The organism is Treponema sp. R6D11 (assembly GCF_054786075.1).
Genome location: NZ_BDHD01000003.1, coordinates 46,416 through 65,117, shown reverse-complemented (window position 1 = coordinate 65,117; position 18,702 = coordinate 46,416). Strand labels below are relative to the sequence as shown.

Below are 18,702 nucleotides of genomic sequence, written 5' to 3'. Positions count from 1 at the left end.
TCTGAGGCAAGACCTGATTGTAAAATACGGTTTTCTATTTCGGTAAATGAGATACGTTTTTCTTCAATTTTTACAACCGAATCAATACGCCCCTTGAGCAGGAATCGTCCGTCTTTTAATATTTCTACCATGTCGGCAGTTTCAAAACCTGCCGGGTCTTTGATGTACGGCGAGCGGATAATCAAACAGCCGTCTTTGTTTTGACTAATTTCCGCGTTGTCAAAGACTGTCCATTCCTGACCGTTGACCGACTGCCTCCACGCAATTCCAGAAGTTTCCGTACTGCCGTAAACTTCCACAGGGCAAAAGCCAAAAACCTCGCTGGTTTTTTTTGCGGTTTCAAATTTTAAAACGCCTATTCAACAGGGACTGTTATTTTGGGGGATAAATGAAACAGGGTTTTCTTATCCCCATATACAGGCATGGTAAAACAGCCTGTCCTCTGGCTGAGCGTCTTGCGGCTTCGGGGTTGCCTGTAATTATGGTGGACGATGGTAACGACGCGGACACTAAAGCCCTCCTTGCGGAATGTGCCGCTAAAACGCCAGGAATTATTCTGGTTAATTTAAAAAAAAATATAGGAAAGGGAGGAGCCGCTATAAAAGGTTTTGAGAAAGCGGCGGAATTAGGGCTAACCCATGTACTCATGATAGATGCCGATGGTCAGCATGACGAAGGAAAAATCGCTTCCTTTTTGGAAAAATCCGCAAAAAACCCCGATAAGGTCATCTGCGGATACCCCGAATTTGACGAGACCGCCCCAAAAAGCAGGGTAACAGGACGAAAAATTTCCAACTTCTGGGCAAGTATGGTTACGCTCTCTACTGAGCTAAAAGACGTTCTTTGCGGCTTTAGGGTATACCCTGTGGAAGCGTCGTTGCGCATAACGCGGTCTATTTTTTTTGACAAGCGCATGGGTTTTGACCCTGAAATTTTGGTGCGTCTTTACTGGAATAAATCGTTTCCGTTATTTTATCCTATAAAAGTAATTTACCCTTCCGATGGGGTTTCAAATTTTCGCATGGTCAGAGATAATATCCGTATAAGCTGGATGTTTAGCCGGCTGTTTGTAGGTATGCTTCTGCGTTTACCGCTGTTGATTGCCCGTAAAATTAAACGCAGAAAAAATTGATCAGGAAAACGAATTATGAAAAAAAACAGAAGAAACTCCCCTGCATTGGTCTGAACATAAAGAAAAAGCCGCTGGATATTGGCATGTAAAACTTCTTTTGGTTTTATTTAAACTGTTTCCTGTTATTATCTTGCGCATTCTTGCCTTTCCTGTCGGTTTTTTTTACTTCCTTTTTTCAAAAAAAGCAAGAGCCGAATCAAGGCGTTTTTTGCAAAAAGCCGCTCCTTTTGTTACGCAAAACAATATTGCCAAAAAATGCCGTTCTCCTTTTGCTCCGCTACGGCATATTATCTCTTTCTCTCTTAATCTGGTAGAAAAATTACAATCGTGGGGAGGCAAGTTTCAGTTTAAGAATATACATTTTCAAAATGATGACATTGAAGAGCTAATACAAACTTTGGAAGACGGAAAAGGCGTGTTTATGCTCACTTCTCATTTGGGGAACATTGAACTTTTAAGAGGGCTTGCAAGTTTTAACAGGACGGCGGTATCTAGAAAAACGCAATATAAATAAATTTTGGAGAGAATATCTTCTTCAATATTTTGAAAATATTGTAATTCCCAAAAAATGGCGTTATCCTGAAACTTTACCGCTTGATGCGCAAGGAAAGAAAAAGAAAGAAGATATTGAACTTCTTTTCTCAGGTGAAAATAAAGTTGCAGATAACGGCGCTGTTACAAGTGAAGGTTTTGGCGCTTTAGACAAAGAAAAAATTATCGAGAAAACCGAAAATTCCGTAAGCATAGAATTTTCCATTCCTGCTACAAGCCCGTATTTTGACGGACACTTTCATGGATTTCCCATTCTTCCCGCTGTAGCTCAGGCGGAATTGGTTATTCGTTTTGCGGCGCGTCATTTTGGAACTACCATAAGTCCTTCGCAAATACGGCGTGTAAAATTTACAAATTTTATTCAACCTGACGCGCCCCTACTGCTCAAGTTGGGAAAAAAAGAAAACTCAATTTCTTTTAATATTTGTTCTCCTGATAATAAAACTGCCTATTCAACAGGGACTGTTATTTTGGGGGATAAATGAAACAGGGTTTTCTTATCCCCATATACAGGCATGGTAAAACAGCCTGTCCTCTGGCTGAGCGTCTTGCGGCTTCGGGGTTGCCTGTAATTATGGTGGACGATGGTAACGACGCGGACACTAAAGCCCTCCTTGCGGAATGTGCCGCTAAAACGCCAGGAATTATTCTGGTTAATTTAAAAAAAAATATAGGAAAGGGAGGAGCCGCTATAAAAGGTTTTGAGAAAGCGGCGGAATTAGGGCTAACCCATGTACTCATGATAGATGCCGATGGTCAGCATGACGAAGGAAAAATCGCTTCCTTTTTGGAAAAATCCGCAAAAAACCCCGATAAGGTCATCTGCGGATACCCCGAATTTGACGAGACCGCCCCAAAAAGCAGGGTAACAGGACGAAAAATTTCCAACTTCTGGGCAAGTATGGTTACGCTCTCTACTGAGCTAAAAGACGTTCTTTGCGGCTTTAGGGTATACCCTGTGGAAGCGTCGTTGCGCATAACGCGGTCTATTTTTTTTGACAAGCGCATGGGTTTTGACCCTGAAATTTTGGTGCGTCTTTACTGGAATAAATCGTTTCCGTTATTTTATCCTATAAAAGTAATTTACCCTTCCGATGGGGTTTCAAATTTTCGCATGGTCAGAGATAATATCCGTATAAGCTGGATGTTTAGCCGGCTGTTTGTAGGTATGCTTCTGCGTTTACCGCTGTTGATTGCCCGTAAAATTAAACGCAGAAAAAATTGATCAGGAAAACGAATTATGAAAAAAAACAGAAGAAACTCCCCTGCATTGGTCTGAACATAAAGAAAAAGCCGCTGGATATTGGCATGTAAAACTTCTTTTGGTTTTATTTAAACTGTTTCCTGTTATTATCTTGCGCATTCTTGCCTTTCCTGTCGGTTTTTTTTACTTCCTTTTTTCAAAAAAAGCAAGAGCCGAATCAAGGCGTTTTTTGCAAAAAGCCGCTCCTTTTGTTACGCAAAACAATATTGCCAAAAAATGCCGTTCTCCTTTTGCTCCGCTACGGCATATTATCTCTTTCTCTCTTAATCTGGTAGAAAAATTACAATCGTGGGGAGGCAAGTTTCAGTTTAAGAATATACATTTTCAAAATGATGACATTGAAGAGCTAATACAAACTTTGGAAGACGGAAAAGGCGTGTTTATGCTCACTTCTCATTTGGGGAACATTGAACTTTTAAGAGGGCTTGCAAGTTTTAACAGGACGGCGGTATCTAGAAAAACGCAGGTTATCGCTGTTATTGATACTAAGGTTAGCGAAAAATTTACCCGTATGCTAAAAGAACTGAACCCTCAATCAGGTTTTGATATTATAAGCGCCGGAGAAATAGGTCCTCATACAGCGGTAATACTGGAAGAAAAACTAGCAGAAGGAGCAATGGTAACAATTGCCGGAGATAGAACAGCCGCCAGTAATCATAAAGACGGAAAAAACTTTACTATTCCTTTCTTGGGAAGTCCTGCGCCTTTTTCACCGGGAATTTTTTATCTTGCCGTTTTAATGAAGGCTCCCTTATATTTTGTTTTTTCCATTCGCCGCGGGGATTTGTCCATAAAGCCGGAATACGATATGCATGTACACAAAAGTACATTGTCTTTTGAATGTTCCAGAAAGGAAAGATTTACTCAAAGTTTCCTTCTTGCCCAATCTTTTGCAGAGCTGTTGGAAACCCACTGTAAACAAAACCCTTTTCAGTGGTATAATTTCTATGACTTCTGGTCAAAAGAGGCGTGAGAATGGAATCAAAAGAAAACAACGGACCTTACAATATTTACGCGGAAGCGGAAATTGCCGTTGAGTTTTACGATCTTGATCCTTTGCGGATTGTATGGCATGGGAATTATTTAAATTATTTTGAAGTTGGTCGCCGCGCGCTTTTAGAAAAAATAGGCTACAGCTATGATGAAATGGAAAAATCAGGCTATGCCTTTCCGGTAATTGAAGTTTCCGCTAAATATTTAAGCTCGCTTCGTTTCAGAGATAGGGCAATTGTAAAAGCAATTCTTATGGAATACGAAAATCGCCTGTTGATTCGATATGAAATCCGTAACGCGCAAACAGGTCAGCTTACCACCAAAGGTTCCAGCACGCAAATGGCATTCGACATAAAAGCTCAAGATTCTTGTTTTGTGTGTCCGTCAATTTTAGTCGAAAAAGTTGAAGCCTTTATTGGAGAAAAAAAACAGTGAGGCGAATTACCGCTGTCTTGGCATTGTTTTTTTGCGCCGCAGGACTATGGGCGCAAACACCGCAGGAAGAAATTTTCAAGCATCCTCTGGATCCGCAAACTACTGCTGCCTTTGAAACAACCTGTTCACATCTTGCGGAGCATATTTTTGTACGTGGAAACTTTGAACAAGAAAAAACCATAAGCCGGCTTAAAAAAACTTTAAAATCATCGGGTAATTTTATTATTGCCGGCGGATTGGGTATGGTATGGGACACTGTTAAACCATTTCCCTCTACCCTTACGCTTGGGAAAGATTACATCATACAATCAAGGCATGGGGGGCAAAAAACTGTTTTAAACGCGCATGGGAACAAAACATTTCTACAAATGGCGGAAGTTATAAGCGCGGTATTTTCAGGTAACAGTCAGGGGCTAATAGATAATTTTAAAATTTATTATTCAGGCGACGGCGGCATTGTTGATGCCTATTCCGCTTGGGAGTTGGGACTTATTCCGCTGAATAAAGCTATTGACGCTTTTGCGGAAAAAATAATTATGAAAGGCGATATTGCCATTAGATCGATACTGATATACGAACAGAACGGCGACACTGTACTGTATATTTTGTCAAACCACAGTTATCCGGCGGAATTGGATGTCAATGAAAAAGCTTTTTTCGTTTTACCATAACATAAACCCATTTTGGCTGTGGATTGCTGTCCACATAACCATTCCCCTACTTCTCTTGCTTTCTGTTTTTATTATTGGACATTTACACATAAACACCATGCTTTTTGATATGCTCCCCCGCTCGAATCAATCCAAGTCGGTAATGGAAGCTGATACGATGCTTGGAGAAAAAATCGGACGGGAACTTGTTATCCTTTCCGCCGCGCCTGATTTTGAAGACGCCAAAAAAGGAGCGCAACTGTTATGCGCAAATTTTGAGCATTCGCCTGATTTTGAGAGAATTTCCCTATACTTTGATTCCTCAGTCATGGCGGAGTTTAGCCGTTATCTGTACGATTACCGTTTTGTTATCGCAGGAAAGGAAACGCTTGATTTATTGGAAAACGGCGGAGCGGAAGAAATTGCGCAAGACGCGCTTGCGTCCGCTTTTGGCGCGATTAATTTTTTCCCGTTGGACAATATAGAAAAAGACCCTTTCTTTCTTGCGGAAAGGCGTATGGGAGATTTCTTATCATCTTCCTTGCTTGCGGGCGGCAATCTTAGCGTCAAAGAAGATGTCCTGTCCGCGCAAAAAGACGGAACATGGTATGTATTACTCCGTTTAATTCTTGCTCCACAAGCGACTTCTTTGCGTTCAGGACAGAATGCTGTTGGAAAAATTTACGCTCTTGCGCCTGAAATAAAAAAATCAGTACCCGGGCTGGAATTTTATTTTTCAGGGATACCTTTCCACAGTTACGAAAGTGCTTCAGGCGCGCAAAGGGAAATCTCGTTAATCAGTACAATTACAATTATCTTAATTATAATTATGTTCCTATATGCCTTCCGCTCTGTTTTACCTGTTTTTTCTTCCATTTTGGCTGTGGGAGTTTCATTAGGCATTGCTACCGCCACAGCTCTTTTGGTTTTTAGGGAAATTCATATTATTACCTTTGTTTTTGGAACAACTCTTATCGGAACCTGCGTAGATTACTCTGTTCATTTCTTTGTCCACTGGAAGGGGAATCCGTCTTTGAAAAACGGGGCGGAGATACGCCGTTCTATTTCAAAAAGCGTTATTATGAGTTTTATTTCCACAGAAATTTGTTTTTGTGTTTTTCTGTTTGCCCCGTTCCCAATTCTAAAACAGTTCGCTGTCTTTTCAATGGCGGGATTGCTCAGTTCTTTTCTTACCTTCTTCTGTATTTATCCCCGCCTTAAAATACCACAGGATAACAAAAGACGCTTTGCGCTTTTTGAAAGCAAACTTTTTCTCCGTCTTAAAAACCTGTCTTTGCCGCGTATAGCAAAACCCGTTACCGCCGCCCTGACTCTTGCCGTCCTGATACTTCTTATCACTAATCTTTCAGCGATAAAAATAGAAAATAATCTTTCATCTCTTTACACTATGTCCGCTTCTTTGTTGGAATCGGAAAAGCGGGCGGCACAAGTTTTGGATTATGGTTCTTCAGGCTGGTACTTTATTGTATCGGGCACAAACGCGGAAGAAACTTTGAAAAACGAGGAAGCTCTTGCTGCGCGTTTAGAAGAAGAAATTATCCGTGAGAATTTGGGGTCTTTCATTGGAACTTCGGTTTTTATTCCTTCAATAAAAAAACAAAAAGAAACACATAACGCCATGAAAGCCCTGCTCCCATTGGCTTCCGCTCAATTTGAATATTTGGGCTTTCCGCAAAATTACGCGCAAACTTTTAAAAACGAATTCAACTCTGCGCAATATTGTCTTCCCACAGACGCAAACACGCTTTCCATTGCTGATATTTCAAGACTATGGATAGGAGAGAAAAACGGAAATTACTACTCATGCGTCATGCCCCTTAACCCAAAAGACGAGGCTGTCTTTAGGGCTATCGCAGAAGAATCAGACTATGTTTATTTTGTAAACAAGGCAAAAGATATTGGACATGATCTGGATACTCTTACCAAGACTATGCTGTTATTTTTCCTTGCCGCCTACATTGTAATATCTGTTGTGGTTTTTGCGGCGTATCCAAGACGGGATAGCGTTAAGATTTGCGCAGTTCCATTGTTGCTTGTTATATCCGTTCTGGCTGTGTTAGCTGTCAGTAAAATTCCACTTGGCTTTTTCTCAGTAGCGGCTCTTGTTTTGGTTTTTGGGTTAGGGCTGGATTATATTTTTTACATGATCGGGAAAAAACAAGGAGAGGAAAAACAGCTTACATCTCTTGCCGTAGTTTTATCGTTCTTAACTACTCTTCTTTCTTTTGGAGCTTTGGTGTTAAGCAATTTTACGCCAACTCATATTTTCGGGCTTACCGTTTCAGTTGGATTAGGCGCGGCGTTTATTTTAGCTATGCTTTTACAGAGTACGGAATAATTTCTCACAAAGGGCACAAAGGAAGAGAAGGACACAAAGAATTCTCAGAGAACCAGCGTATTTCGGGTGGTTCCGCTTCTGTCCCCTCAAGCGCCGTTGCAAGTATATACTGTTCACTGCTCCCTGTAAGTTCGTAAAGACTGAATGAGATTTGTTCAAAACGGGTATTAAGAAGTGAACTGCGAACCGCCGATTCTACGCCGTTGACAAAGGACGGAACACTTAGCATGTCAAAAACTGATAGACCCTTTAGTTTTAAATAACATTCTTTTAGCGTCCAAATTTGATAAAACCTTGTTCCGTCAGGGCGGCTGTCTTGTTCAATATAATCTCTTTCAGGGGCGGTAAAAAATTCTTCCGCTATTTCACGCGCCCTTGCGCGGGGACGCACACGCTCAACATCACAGCCTGTACGCAGATTTTTGCCCCTAACTAATGAAACCGCCACAATGTCCCCTGAATGGGAAATGCTAAAATCCGTATCATGGCTTGGAAAAAAAGGTCTACCCGCAGCTTCTTTGGCTATATCGTCTTCCGTAATAGGTCTGCCTTCGCATACAGATAATATACGTCTTGCTTCGGCGCTTAAAAGTTTTTGCCGTTCAGCTCTATGCATATCTTTTTGCTCGTTTGACAAAGTAGATAAATTTATATAATATGACATATCATTAAACTCCGGGTATTTATTTTGAGCGGTAAAAAAGCTGATAAAATTGTAGCCTATTTTCAACTCTGTTTCTACAATACAGCCGCTCTTTGCAATACGCTGGAAGGCAATTTTGAGTGAAAAAAAGTATCCGACTGTCAGCTCCGGGACTTATTTGTTGCGCCGGAAAAAACAAAAATGAATTATACGACTCCTGCCTTAAAGGGTATCAGGGCGGAATAGTAATGCGTGAATTGCCAGATAAAAGCGGGAAATTCCCCGTTGGACTAATTTCCGCAGATTTACCCAAAGTTGATTTTCCACCCGACGCTTATGCCGGAGGAACCAGAATTATCCGCATTATTAACGCGGCTTTAGAACAAATACGTCCCGATATAGAAAAAGCCGTTGCCAAATACGGTAAAGAAAAAATAGGGGTATGCTTCGGTTCTTGCGACAACGGCAGCGAAGGCTCCCTTCTGGCTCATCAAGTGTTTCTTGCGCAAGGTTCTTTCCCGCAAGATTACAATTTACGTTTTCAAAGCGCGTCATTTCCTGCGGAATTTATCGCCGAAAAATTCGGTCTTTCCGGTCATGTGTTCACTGTCGCCACAGCGTGCGCTTCAGGGGCAAGCGCCATTATTAGAGGGGCGGAATTGATACGCTCAGGTTTGTGCGGCGCGGTAATAGCCGGAGGCGCGGACATTGTTTCTGATACGGTTTTCGCGGGGTTTCATTCGCTAGAAGCGATTTCGGACAGCCTAACTAACCCGTTTAGCAAAAACCGAAAAGGACTCAACCTTGGAGAAGGAGCGGCTTTTTTTCTGCTCGATTCCGAAACAGATTCCGCCGTTGAACTTTTGGGGGCTGGGGAAAGCGCAGACGCATATCACATAACCGCTCCAGGAACAGACGGAGTTGGACCGGCAAAGGCGATGATGTCCGCGCTTGTTGACGCAGGACTGGACAGCGGACAAATCGGCTATATCAACCTTCATGGAACAGGCACGGAATTAAACGACAAAGCCGAAGGGCTTGCCATGAAAGAAGTATTTGGCGATGTGCCGCCAATAAGTTCAACCAAACCCATAACAGGACATACTTTAGGCGCGGCAGGGGCATTGGAAGCGGCAATTTGTTGGATGGTATTGACCGAACAAAGGGGTCTTCCTGTACACTGTTGGGACGGCGTAAGAGATGAGGAAATTCCCGTTTTTCCAGCCGTAACGGAAGGACAAAAAACGCCTTCTGTATGTATGAGTAACAGTTTTGCTTTTGGCGGTTGTAATGTCAGTTTAATTTTGGGAACCTCAACCGAGCCCGAAGGGCGAAGGTTCCCCTCTTGAAGGAGATAATTTTGATCGAAAAAGAAGAACTGCAAACATTAATTCCGCACAAAGGGAAAATGATGCTTCTGGACAGAGTCATTGAGTATGATATTGAACATAGTATCCGCGCGGAATATAATATTACCAAGAATTGTCTTTTTTACGATCCTGCTTTAGAAGGCGTGCCTTCATGGGTAGGTTTTGAATTTATGGCTCAGGCGATTTCCGTTCTTACCGGAATTAGAAAAAGGGAAAAAGGAGAAAAACCCAATATCGGGTTTATTTTGAGTATTCCATCTATGCGAATGGAAATTCCTGTGTTTAAGAACAATGATTTAATAGAAGTTCGATTAAAAGAAAGTGATTGTACGGATTTGATTTATACTTTTGAAGGAGAAGTTTTTTTAAAAGACAAAAAAGTTATGGAAGGAAGTTTAATGGTTATGGAAGTAAACGATGAGCGGTTCAAAAAATTGACTGCGGGGCAGATTTAATTGAATACGGAGAAAAAAGTTCTGATAACAGGGGCAAGCAGGGGTATAGGCAGAGCCATCGCCATTGCCGTATCCAATGCCGGTTATCATGTAACGGCTCATTATCACAAAGGGAAAGAAGCCGCCGAGTCATTACAAAAAGAAATTCTCCAAAAAGGCGGAAGCGTAGAATTGCTTCAATTTGACGTGAGCAACAGGGAAGAATGTCAGGAAAAACTTGATAAATGGTCGGAAGAAAACGGCGCGTTTTGGGGAATTATCAGCAACGCCGGAATTTCCGCCGATGATTCGTTTCCGGGCATGAGCGGAGAATATTGGGACAAAGTTCTTCGCACCGATCTTGACAGTTTTTATAATGTGCTTCATCCGCTTATGATGCCGATCTGCCGAAAAAAACAAGGACGCATTATTACTATTTCTTCGGTATCTGGAATAAACGGAAACAGGGGACAAGTAAATTACAGCGCTGCCAAAGCCGGCATTATCGGAGCGACAAAAGCTTTGGCAGTAGAGCTTGCAAGCCGTTCCATAACGGCAAATTGTATTGCGCCGGGTATTATCGAAACTGAAATGATCCGTGATGTGCCTATGGAGATGGTTCTTCCGGCAATCCCAATGGGTCGTACAGGAAAACCTGAAGAAGTTGCGGCTTTGGCAGTGTTTCTTCTTTCAGAAGAAGCTTCGTATATAACACGGCAGGTAATATCAGTTAATGGGGGAATGACATGAAACAAAGTTTCATATTCGATATATACTGTGCGGTTTACAGCCGCGCTAAACTGAGGTCAACATGAGACGGGTGGTCATTACCGGCGGGTCAATAGTCAGTGCATTGGGCAGCGAATGGTCAGATATACTGGCAAAGCTCAAAGAGAAAAAAAACTGCGTCCGCAGAATGAATGAATGGGACAGATATACTCGCATGAATACAAGGCTTGCCGTTCCGGTAGATTTTACTATGCCCGACTATCCGCGTAAGAAAACCAGAGGACTCGGCAGAGTCGCCCAGCTTGCCCTTGTTTCAGCAGACAGAGCATTGGCGCACGCAGGCATAAATGCGGACGATCCTGAATTAAAAAACGGTCGTTGCGGAGTCGCTTATGGTTCCTCAATGGGCAGTGTTGATTCTTTAATGGATTTTTACAGTATGCTTGTTCTTAATGATCTGACCAACATGAGCGCCACTACCTACATCAAGGCAATGCCTCAAACTTGCGCCGCAAATATCGGCGTATTTTTCGGTTTAACCGGAAGAATTATTACAACTAACACAGCCTGCACTTCAAGCAGTCAGGCAATCGGATTCGCTTACGAAACCATAAAGCATGGCGTTCAAGACATTATGCTCTCAGGCGGCGCGGAAGAATTAAGTCCCGCAAACGCCGCTGTCTTTGACACTCTCTTTGCCGCAAGTTCCAAAAACGACAACCCCGAAAAAACTCCGGCGGCTTATGACAAAAACCGCGACGGTCTTGTTGTCGGCGAAGGAGCTGGAACGCTAATACTGGAAGAATATGAACATGCGGTAAAACGCGGGGCAAAGATAATTGCCGAAGTTGTCGGATTTGGAACTAATACAGACGGCACTCACATTACCCAGCCGAACCGCAGTACTATGGGCATAGCCATGAAGTTGGCTTTGGAAGACGCTCAACTTGATCCTTCTTCAATTTCTTATGTGAATACTCACGGAACCGCCACAGATACAGGCGATGTCGCCGAAAGTTGGGCTACAGCGGATATTTTTAATAGACCTGTTCCGGCAAGCACGTTAAAAAGTTACATAGGGCACACTTTGGGAGCGTGCGGCGTTATTGAAGCGTGGATTGCAATTAACATGATGAAAGAAAAATGGTTCTGCCCCAACCTTAATCTTGAAGAACTTGATCCTCGTTGCGGACCGCTTGATTATATCACCGGAGACGGACGGAAGATTGACGGGGAGTATATCATGTCAAATAATTTCGCCTTTGGAGGAGTCAATACTTCGCTTATTTTCAGGAACATACTATGAGTAAAGAAATATTTGAAATTGGCAAGTCTCGATTAACTATAGAAACTCTTGTTTCTGCGGCAAAAAAACAAATAGAAGCACGGCTCTGCCAGAGCGCAGAATTTGAGGCGAAGATCGAGAAGGGGTCTGCCCTTCTTGATTCGATGTTGGCAAAACACGGCGGAATCTACGGCGTTACCACAGGTTACGGCGATTCCTGCACTGAAACCGTAAAAGCGGAACAATACCGAGAGCTGCCGATTAATTTAACCCGTTTCCACGGTTGCGGCATGGGAGATTATTTTGACGATGAAACAGTCAGGGCGTTGATGATCGTAAGACTCAATACTCTGGCAATGGGATATTCTGGCGTAAGCATGGAACTGTTGCGCTACATTGATTTTTTTATTGAGCATGACATTCTGCCGCTTGTCCCTCAAGAAGGCTCCGTAGGCGCATCAGGCGATCTTACCCCTCTTTCATACCTTGCAGGCGCTCTTATCGGAGAGCGGCAAGTCCGCTATCAGGGTAAAGTTCGCTCTTCTTCCGAAGTGCTTGCGGAATTGGGCAAAGCTCCCTATCAATTCCGTCCCAAAGAAGCCATTGCCATAATGAACGGAACCGCAGTGATGAACGCAATTGCCGCTCTCGCTTTTTCAGATGCGGAATATCTTGCCGATCTTTCATGTCGTATAACAGCGATGAATTCAATCGCGCTTAAAGGCAACGCTTATCATTTTAACAAAAGGCTTTTCGAGTTAAAGCCCCATGTGGGACAGGCTTTATCCGCAGAAAAAATACGCGAAAGTCTGCCAAAAGAAAATCAGGGAACGCTTTCCGCGCCGGCAAGGATTCAAGACCCCTACTCTATTCGTTGCGCTCCGCATGTAATCGGTTTATTCTACGACATGCGCGATACCCTGCGCAATTTCATCGAGACCGAAATGAACAGCGCAAACGACAATCCGCTCATTGATCCCGAAACGCAATCGGTATACCACTGCGGACATTTTTACGGCGGACACATCTGCTTTGCTATGGATTCGCTTAAAAACATCATAGCCAATATAGCAGATCTTATGGACAGACAACTTGCACTTATCGTTGATAGCAAATACAACCGAGGGCTTCCTCCAAATCTTACAGGAACGAGCGGAGCCATCGCCTGCAATCACGGATTCAAAGCCGTACAGATTGCCGTTTCAGCGTGGACTGCCGAGGCGTTAAAAAACACAATGCCAATGAGCGTATTTTCCCGTTCTACCGAATGTCATAATCAGGATAAGGTAAGCATGGGTACTATAGCCGCCCGTGACTGCGCGCGTATCAATAAACTGACGGCGCAGGTAACAGCCGCCCTTCTGTTAGCCGCTTTTCAGGCTATCGATCTCCGGTTGAAAAAGGGCGAACTAAAAGAAAACGACTTGGGACAGGCGAAAAAAACATATAACGAAATTGCCGCTTATTTTAAACCGCTTGCAGATGACCGTCCGTTAGAAGACGATCTGCGTAAGACCTTAAAATTAATAGAGGAACGGCATTTTAGCCTGCGTCCATGAAAATAAAACTTATTTATCCAAAATGGAATAAACTTCCAGGACAAACTACTTTTAATCTGCCTCCACATGGACCTGTGGTATTTGCAGCCGCTTTGCCGTCCGATGTGGAAGTTACTTTTACCGATGAAAATGTCCAAACCCTTAACTTTGATGAGACTTGCGATCTTGTAGCAATTTCCATGATGTTAAGCACGCAGGTAAAGCGGGGTTGGGCTATTGCAGACGAATACCGCAAAAGAGGCAAGCAAGTTATCTTTGGCGGTATTTCAACTATGTTGCACGCCGAGGAAACCATTCAGCACGCAGACTCTGTATTTCTTGGTGAGGCGGAAACTCGCATGGAACAAGTTATCACGGACTGGAAACAGGGTAAACTTCAAAAGGTGTACAACTTTATGCCCAAACAGCCGCCGATTGAATCGGTAGGATCGGCAAGACGCGATCTGTACCAACGTGAATTGTACAACCACAAAGGCGTTCAGATGGTAGACCTCTTCCATGCGTCACGAGGCTGCCGCTTCAGTTGTTACCCCTGCGCAGTTTCCTATCTCGGCGGAAGATCATTCCGCCCACGTCCGTTTGAAAAGGTAGTTGAGGAATTGGCTGGTATAGAAAACAATCGTCTCTTTGTAGTGGACAATTCGTTGGCGCAGGACAAAGAATGGGAAATGGAGCTGTTCCGCGAAATGATACCGCTTAAAAAGAAATGGATCAGCCACACCATCGAAGACGACCCAAAAGTGCTGGAACTTGCAGCCCGCGCAGGAGCTTGGTATGTGTATCAGGCTGTTTATGACACGTCAGATTACATAAAAGAGCGTGTTAAACGCTATCACGACTACGGCATCGGCGTAGAAGGTACGATTCTTTTGGGATTGGATAATCAAACAGAAGACGATTGCAAGCGGCTTATCGACTTTCTGTTGGAAATAAATCTTGATCTTGCGGAGTTTACGGTAATGACTCCTTTCCCACACACCAAAGCATGGGACGACTTGGCAAGGCAGGGACGCATTTTTGATCATGACTGGGATCATTTTAACGCTGGGCAAGTGGTATTTACCCCAAAACACATGAGCGCCGAGCGTTTGCAAGAACTGTACGATTATGCATGGAAAACTTTTTATAAAGATGAGACTCAGGAAGAAAAAATGTTCCACTTGCTTTCAGCGGTTGTTGACCGTGAAATGGAAGACGGAACTTACCGCCCACGCAACCGGCGGCTGATTCATAAATCATTTGGAAAAGACATTGTACGGAACATTGGGGTAAGCGGTTAGAAAAAATGCGAGTACCCGAAAAATACTACGATGAAGTTTTCGATTTTAAGGGACAATGGGATATGCCTTCCCGTTGCGGTCTTAAAATTATTAAAAAAGAAAAAACCATTGTTATTGTTACGGAGCTTTATCAGGATAATCCGGGAACTTCGATTACCGCCGCCGGAAAAACTCTTGCACAGCAGATTTGCGCCAGCAAGGGACTGAGCCTAAGCGAGATTATGTACCTTGAGTGCAGTCCCAATACAGGTTCAAAACTTTCATTTTATGACGAAGAATTTTTTGAAGTTAAGTTTACGGACGGAGCGGAACCTGCCTATCGGCAACTTGCCGCCAATGAGGTTATAAATCTGATTTCCAAAACGGAGTAATAGAATCAACTAAATCTTGCACTGTGCGGGCGTCATTGAAAATGGCAGGTTCAATTTTTTTCCCTATATAGTCGCTTAATCTGAGTATAAGATCAACTATATCCAATGAATCCAACTGGAGATCATTACTCAAGTGTTTCTCAGGAGTGATTGAATCAGCGTCAAGCTTAAATTCGCAGACCATTAATTCTTTTATTTTTTCATAAATAGCTGTCTTGTTCAAAAAAAACCCCATTTCAACAATAATACGGTTATATGAAAATATTGCCTAAATAGCGGTTTTTGTCAATTACCGATAACTGTTAAAATATCAGGACTATTTAAGATAAATCCCTTCTCCAAAAGGATAGTTATTATTTCTTCTACAGTATCGGGAATCCATGAACGGTTAAAAACGCCTTGTGGATCTTTGGCAAGTTGCGCTTCCGCCTGAACATAAGAATCCCTTGCGTCGTGGAGTAAAATAATTCCGCCGCCCTGTTTATCAGTTTTTTTGATAATTTCCCTTACAACTTTACTCTTTTTTGTTCCGTCAATAACAGCGTCATACGCTCTAATATTACTTGGAACTAATATATAACCTTCATCGCGAATTATCTTTTCCTGCGCTGAATTATAAAACCCTCCCTGAGGACGGTACAACTTGGGATACATATTGCGTCCCAAAGCCGATGAAATTGCCGCTCCACCGCGAATAAGGTTATCTCTAAATTCCTCCAGCTTCATTCGGCTTGCCCATTTGTCAGAGTATCCGTGATTGACAATACAATGTCCTTCATCATATATGCGTTTAACCAGCTCTGGAGCACGCTCTGCATTTACACCTAACAAACAAAAAACTGCTTTAATTTGATATTTTTTTAGCACATCAAGCAACCGAATGGTTGTATCGTCTTGGGCGTTAGGTCCGTCATCAAAACTAAAGTAAACTGTGGAGCGAGGAATATTAAGCTCCGCCCTGCTGTGATTTATACTCATACATGAGGATAGAAAAAGCAACAGAAGCGGCGCAATAAAAGGCGCAAATTTATTATTCATTGTATTTTTTCTCAGCATTTTTTGCCTACACCTTTTTTTCAGGAAACAAAAAAGCGACCATTTCTCTGGTCATAGCCCTTACCGCTCTTGGCGCGGGAAGATCTCTGTATTTTTCGGGATTAATTTCAGATCCCATGCTTATATCATAGATATAACGCTCGCTGGGATTAAATCCTGTCCAAGGATCTTTTTTCCCAAGACCATATTTGTCCGTACCGCCTATATGCAATGGAACAATATTACAACCAGAAACAAGAGCAACACGGGCGGCTCCTCTTTTGATAATATTTTTTCCATAGCGTGGGGTTCTTGTTCCTTCCGGGAAAATAATTAAACAGTTTCCCTGTTTTAAAGATTCCGTACAAGCTTGAAAAATGCTTTCAAGATCAAGGGAATTAAGTATATAGAGACAGCGTACTACTCCTCTTACAATAAAATTGCGATTTAAATCCGTGTTTACAATACAGTCGGCATTTGGAATAAGAGAAAGAAGCATAACTACGTCAAGAAGGGACGGATGATTTGCAACTACTATCTTTGACGAAAGATGCCGATAGTTTTCAGTATTATCGGTTTTAAGATCTACAATTCCAATGAAATGCATAATTGAAATAAAAAATCTCATGGAAGCTGATACAAAACGCCTTCCATATTTTTTAAAACGTTCTTTGGGATGAAACAAAAGACACATAATGGGAAAAAATATTATTACCAGAACCAGCGTACCTAATCCAAAAACAAAAAACGAAAACCACTTTGCCAATACACGATACGCATAGAGTAGTTTATTTGATATTGGAGGCAATTCAGGAGGTAACATGTATTTTCCCGCAAAGAAGGAGCCGCCTGAGAAAATCAAGCGGGCGACCCGAAAGGTAATCCTCTCCTTCCTTAACTGACGAAAGCGGAATAGAGAAAGATTGAGGTTCTCGTGTTAAAAGAAACGCGAAGGCTATTGCGGGAGAACATTCATTAACATAGCGTCCGTATTCAGGCGGCGCTTGTTCATCGGCATAAACAAAAATAAGTTCTTCTTGTTTTTCGGAAACAAAAGACGCTGACGCGGCAGAAAGACCTGCGGCAAAAGAATTATTTCCCGGATATAGCGCCGAGTATCCCCCTTTTAGCCCCAACGCAATTGAAGCCAGCGCCGCAGGAGCGTTAAAAACTGAAAGCGAAAACGCCGCAGGCATTAGGGACTTTTCTTCTATCAACATCTTGTTAATTTGATACTGCCGTGAAAGTTCTCCCCTAAATGAGACAAAAAACATTTTTGTATTTTCTCCCACAGGCAATAAATCATGAACAACCTGCACTGTCATTTTTGAAATTTGACTTAATCGTCTGCGGAACAGTGAATCGGTAAAGGCGATTGCAGGCGATTGCGTATCGGAAGATATGTCCCTTTTGCCCTGCGCCCATTGCTCCCATTCACTTGGGTTCTCTATTCCTGGAGCCCACGCGCAAAGACGGGAAATGTAAGGGGCGTTCACGACTTGCTCCGGCAACACAGAAGCGAGTAATCATTAGAACCAAGATTATGCCGAGCGTCAACAATGTCAAAGCCCGCTTTTTCAATTGCCTGCGCAAATTCACCATAGCGGTACATTTTACTGTTCCCGTTTGCCATACAAGTAAAATAAAGCGACGTGGCTTGAAGCGAAAAAGATGCGGCTTCAAAACGCTGTTTATCCCAAAATGGCTCAAGAATATAAACATTTGTATTAGTTCCCGCCGCGTTATGCGCTTTTTCCATAATCATTGTAATTTCATCAAGCGAAAAACAATCAAGAAATTGGCTCATCCAAATTACATCTGCGCCGGAAGGAATAATAGATTTATTATCCAGAACATTACAGGCAAGAGTTTTTATTCTGTCTGAAAAACCGGCTTGCGCTATTTTTTGTTCCGCTACATGAGTCTGTCCGGGAAGGTCTACAATGGTTACCTCTACATTGGGATCATGGCGGCAACAGCAAATAGCCCATTTAGCGGTATTTCCGCCTATATCAATAATTTTTTTTGGTTTGTGGGAGAAAACAATGGGGATAGCTTCTTCAAAAACTATATCGGAATAAAAATGATCAAAGGCAAACCAGCTTTCCTTTACTTTTTCAGGCAAAGTCGAAAGAACCTCATAAATGGTTTTTCCTTCATGCCCAAAAACCTCAAGTCCCAGAGGCTTTCCTTCCTCTATTGACCGTTTAAGTTCAAAAGCACCTTTATAACATACATCGTTGCTAAAGTTAAAATTCACCTTAGTCATTTCATCTTCCAGCAAAAACCAGCCTGTCTTTCCCAGAACAAAACGAGCCTCGCCGCCTTCCGAAAGCATCTTTATAAGGTTCATACCTAAAGCAATCTCAAAAAGGACTTTCACGCCATAGAGGGAAATTTCGGCTTTTTCCGCCGTCTTCTCAATGGTAATCCCTTTTTCGCCGGAATCGGAAACAGCCTTTAAAAGCCCCAATTCCAAAAGAGCCCTTACCGCTTGAAAAGTAAGGGGGGCAAAGGCGATTTTTTGGGCTTCAAATTTAGCGTCAATAGCTCTTATGTTATCTTTTGTGTAGTTTTTAGGCGTATATTCCAGTATATTCATTATTATCTA

21 protein-coding genes and 1 pseudogene are annotated in these 18,702 nt (G+C 42.5%); 15 read left to right on the top strand and 7 right to left on the bottom strand.

Translation table 11 applies throughout. From position 1 onward, the window contains the following. Positions 1–299: pseudogene (locus tag ACYVTD_RS01110) on the bottom strand (AMP-binding protein); the annotation flags it as partial. Between the two features lie 89 nt (positions 300–388). On the opposite strand from ACYVTD_RS01110, the gene ACYVTD_RS01105 reads away from it, so the two are divergent. The 8 genes from ACYVTD_RS01105 to ACYVTD_RS01070 all read left to right on the top strand — a co-directional run bounded on the left by ACYVTD_RS01105 (position 389) and on the right by ACYVTD_RS01070 (position 7,385). Further along, a complete protein-coding gene (locus ACYVTD_RS01105; protein WP_461245930.1) occupies positions 389–1,132 on the top strand; it encodes a glycosyltransferase family 2 protein in 744 nt (247 codons plus the stop codon). 97 nt (positions 1,133–1,229) lie between these two features. After that, a complete protein-coding gene (locus ACYVTD_RS01100; protein ID WP_461245932.1) occupies positions 1,230–1,646 on the top strand; it encodes a hypothetical protein in 417 nt (138 codons plus the stop codon). After that, on the top strand, positions 1,597–2,169 hold the full coding sequence (locus ACYVTD_RS01095; RefSeq protein ID WP_461245931.1) for a hypothetical protein: 573 nt from the start codon (positions 1,597–1,599) through the stop codon (positions 2,167–2,169). Before ACYVTD_RS01100 ends, ACYVTD_RS01095 begins: the two co-directional genes overlap by 50 nt. Next, complete coding sequence (locus tag ACYVTD_RS01090; protein WP_461245930.1) at positions 2,166–2,909, top strand: glycosyltransferase family 2 protein; 744 nt, start codon at positions 2,166–2,168, stop codon at positions 2,907–2,909. Before ACYVTD_RS01095 ends, ACYVTD_RS01090 begins: the two co-directional genes overlap by 4 nt. Positions 2,910–2,949: 40 nt before the next feature. Then, positions 2,950–3,921: an LpxL/LpxP family acyltransferase gene (locus ACYVTD_RS01085; RefSeq protein ID WP_461245935.1), complete on the top strand. Its 972-nt coding sequence runs from the start codon at positions 2,950–2,952 to the stop codon at positions 3,919–3,921. Between the two features lie 2 nt (positions 3,922–3,923). Next, positions 3,924–4,376, top strand: a complete 453-nt coding sequence (locus tag ACYVTD_RS01080; protein WP_461245929.1) for an acyl-CoA thioesterase — start codon at positions 3,924–3,926, stop codon at positions 4,374–4,376. Next, positions 4,373–5,047, top strand: a complete 675-nt coding sequence (locus ACYVTD_RS01075; RefSeq protein ID WP_461245928.1) for an outer membrane lipoprotein carrier protein LolA — start codon at positions 4,373–4,375, stop codon at positions 5,045–5,047. Before ACYVTD_RS01080 ends, ACYVTD_RS01075 begins: the two co-directional genes overlap by 4 nt. Next, positions 5,019–7,385 carry an MMPL family transporter gene (locus ACYVTD_RS01070; protein ID WP_461245927.1) on the top strand — a complete coding sequence of 789 codons (2,367 nt, stop codon included), beginning with the start codon at positions 5,019–5,021 and terminating at the stop codon, positions 7,383–7,385. Before ACYVTD_RS01075 ends, ACYVTD_RS01070 begins: the two co-directional genes overlap by 29 nt. Positions 7,386–7,389: 4 nt before the next feature. Here ACYVTD_RS01070 and ACYVTD_RS01065 read toward each other — a convergent pair whose 3' ends face one another. Next, positions 7,390–8,049 (bottom strand): 4'-phosphopantetheinyl transferase family protein, encoded by a 660-nt coding sequence (locus tag ACYVTD_RS01065; protein WP_461245926.1) that lies wholly within the window; start codon positions 8,047–8,049, stop codon positions 7,390–7,392. A gap of 119 nt (positions 8,050–8,168) precedes the next feature. Between ACYVTD_RS01065 and ACYVTD_RS01060 the strand changes: the two genes are divergently transcribed. From ACYVTD_RS01060 to ACYVTD_RS01030, 7 genes are all read left to right on the top strand, one after another. Continuing rightward, positions 8,169–9,377, top strand: a complete 1,209-nt coding sequence (locus ACYVTD_RS01060; RefSeq protein WP_461245925.1) for a beta-ketoacyl synthase N-terminal-like domain-containing protein — start codon at positions 8,169–8,171, stop codon at positions 9,375–9,377. 11 nt (positions 9,378–9,388) lie between these two features. Further along, positions 9,389–9,853, top strand: a complete 465-nt coding sequence (locus tag ACYVTD_RS01055) for an ApeP family dehydratase (protein WP_461245924.1) — start codon at positions 9,389–9,391, stop codon at positions 9,851–9,853. After that, the gene (fabG, locus tag ACYVTD_RS01050) at positions 9,854–10,582 is read left to right on the top strand and encodes a 3-oxoacyl-ACP reductase FabG (protein WP_461245923.1); all 729 of its coding nucleotides are present in this window, start codon (positions 9,854–9,856) and stop codon (positions 10,580–10,582) included. Between the two features lie 61 nt (positions 10,583–10,643). Then, positions 10,644–11,867 carry a beta-ketoacyl-ACP synthase gene (locus ACYVTD_RS01045; RefSeq protein WP_461245922.1) on the top strand — a complete coding sequence of 408 codons (1,224 nt, stop codon included), beginning with the start codon at positions 10,644–10,646 and terminating at the stop codon, positions 11,865–11,867. After that, positions 11,864–13,405: an HAL/PAL/TAL family ammonia-lyase gene (locus ACYVTD_RS01040; protein WP_461245921.1), complete on the top strand. Its 1,542-nt coding sequence runs from the start codon at positions 11,864–11,866 to the stop codon at positions 13,403–13,405. Before ACYVTD_RS01045 ends, ACYVTD_RS01040 begins: the two co-directional genes overlap by 4 nt. Continuing rightward, on the top strand, positions 13,402–14,685 hold the full coding sequence (locus tag ACYVTD_RS01035) for a B12-binding domain-containing radical SAM protein (RefSeq protein ID WP_461245920.1): 1,284 nt from the start codon (positions 13,402–13,404) through the stop codon (positions 14,683–14,685). The genes ACYVTD_RS01040 and ACYVTD_RS01035 overlap by 4 nt, the downstream gene beginning before the upstream one ends. 5 nt (positions 14,686–14,690) lie before the next feature. Beyond that, positions 14,691–15,056: a hypothetical protein gene (locus tag ACYVTD_RS01030; RefSeq protein ID WP_461245919.1), complete on the top strand. Its 366-nt coding sequence runs from the start codon at positions 14,691–14,693 to the stop codon at positions 15,054–15,056. Here the strand turns inward: ACYVTD_RS01030 and ACYVTD_RS01025 are convergent. The 5 genes from ACYVTD_RS01025 to ACYVTD_RS01005 form a co-directional block, all read right to left on the bottom strand. Beyond that, entirely contained in the window at positions 15,028–15,279 is a 252-nt protein-coding gene (locus ACYVTD_RS01025) for an acyl carrier protein (RefSeq protein WP_461245918.1), read from the bottom strand. The two genes, ACYVTD_RS01030 and ACYVTD_RS01025, sit on opposite strands and share 29 nt — an antisense overlap. A gap of 62 nt (positions 15,280–15,341) precedes the next feature. Next, positions 15,342–16,112, bottom strand: coding sequence for a polysaccharide deacetylase family protein (locus ACYVTD_RS01020; protein WP_461245917.1), 771 nt, complete (start codon positions 16,110–16,112; stop codon positions 15,342–15,344). Positions 16,113–16,119: 7 nt separating this feature from the next. Then, positions 16,120–16,698: a lysophospholipid acyltransferase family protein gene (locus ACYVTD_RS01015; RefSeq protein ID WP_461245916.1), complete on the bottom strand. Its 579-nt coding sequence runs from the start codon at positions 16,696–16,698 to the stop codon at positions 16,120–16,122. A 202-nt stretch (positions 16,699–16,900) separates the two neighbouring features. After that, positions 16,901–17,587 (bottom strand): beta-ketoacyl synthase chain length factor, encoded by a 687-nt coding sequence (locus ACYVTD_RS01010; protein WP_461245915.1) that lies wholly within the window; start codon positions 17,585–17,587, stop codon positions 16,901–16,903. Then, the gene (locus ACYVTD_RS01005) at positions 17,584–18,693 is read right to left on the bottom strand and encodes a methyltransferase (RefSeq protein WP_461245914.1); all 1,110 of its coding nucleotides are present in this window, start codon (positions 18,691–18,693) and stop codon (positions 17,584–17,586) included. The genes ACYVTD_RS01010 and ACYVTD_RS01005 overlap by 4 nt, the downstream gene beginning before the upstream one ends. Positions 18,694–18,702: the final 9 nt, after the last annotated feature.

Coding starts and splice junctions, on each gene's coding strand:
- ACYVTD_RS01105 (WP_461245930.1), top strand. CDS start 389: ATGAAACAGGGTTTTCTTATCCCCATATACAGGCATGGTAAAACAGCC.
- ACYVTD_RS01030 (WP_461245919.1), top strand. CDS start 14,691: ATGCGAGTACCCGAAAAATACTACGATGAAGTTTTCGATTTTAAGGGA.
- ACYVTD_RS01005 (WP_461245914.1), bottom strand. CDS start 18,693: ATGAATATACTGGAATATACGCCTAAAAACTACACAAAAGATAACATA.
- ACYVTD_RS01090 (WP_461245930.1), top strand. CDS start 2,166: ATGAAACAGGGTTTTCTTATCCCCATATACAGGCATGGTAAAACAGCC.
- ACYVTD_RS01015 (WP_461245916.1), bottom strand. CDS start 16,698: ATGCATTTCATTGGAATTGTAGATCTTAAAACCGATAATACTGAAAAC.
- ACYVTD_RS01045 (WP_461245922.1), top strand. CDS start 10,644: ATGAGACGGGTGGTCATTACCGGCGGGTCAATAGTCAGTGCATTGGGC.
- ACYVTD_RS01080 (WP_461245929.1), top strand. CDS start 3,924: ATGGAATCAAAAGAAAACAACGGACCTTACAATATTTACGCGGAAGCG.
- ACYVTD_RS01020 (WP_461245917.1), bottom strand. CDS start 16,112: ATGCTGAGAAAAAATACAATGAATAATAAATTTGCGCCTTTTATTGCG.
- ACYVTD_RS01065 (WP_461245926.1), bottom strand. CDS start 8,049: ATGTCATATTATATAAATTTATCTACTTTGTCAAACGAGCAAAAAGAT.
- ACYVTD_RS01070 (WP_461245927.1), top strand. CDS start 5,019: ATGAAAAAGCTTTTTTCGTTTTACCATAACATAAACCCATTTTGGCTG.
- ACYVTD_RS01040 (WP_461245921.1), top strand. CDS start 11,864: ATGAGTAAAGAAATATTTGAAATTGGCAAGTCTCGATTAACTATAGAA.
- ACYVTD_RS01035 (WP_461245920.1), top strand. CDS start 13,402: ATGAAAATAAAACTTATTTATCCAAAATGGAATAAACTTCCAGGACAA.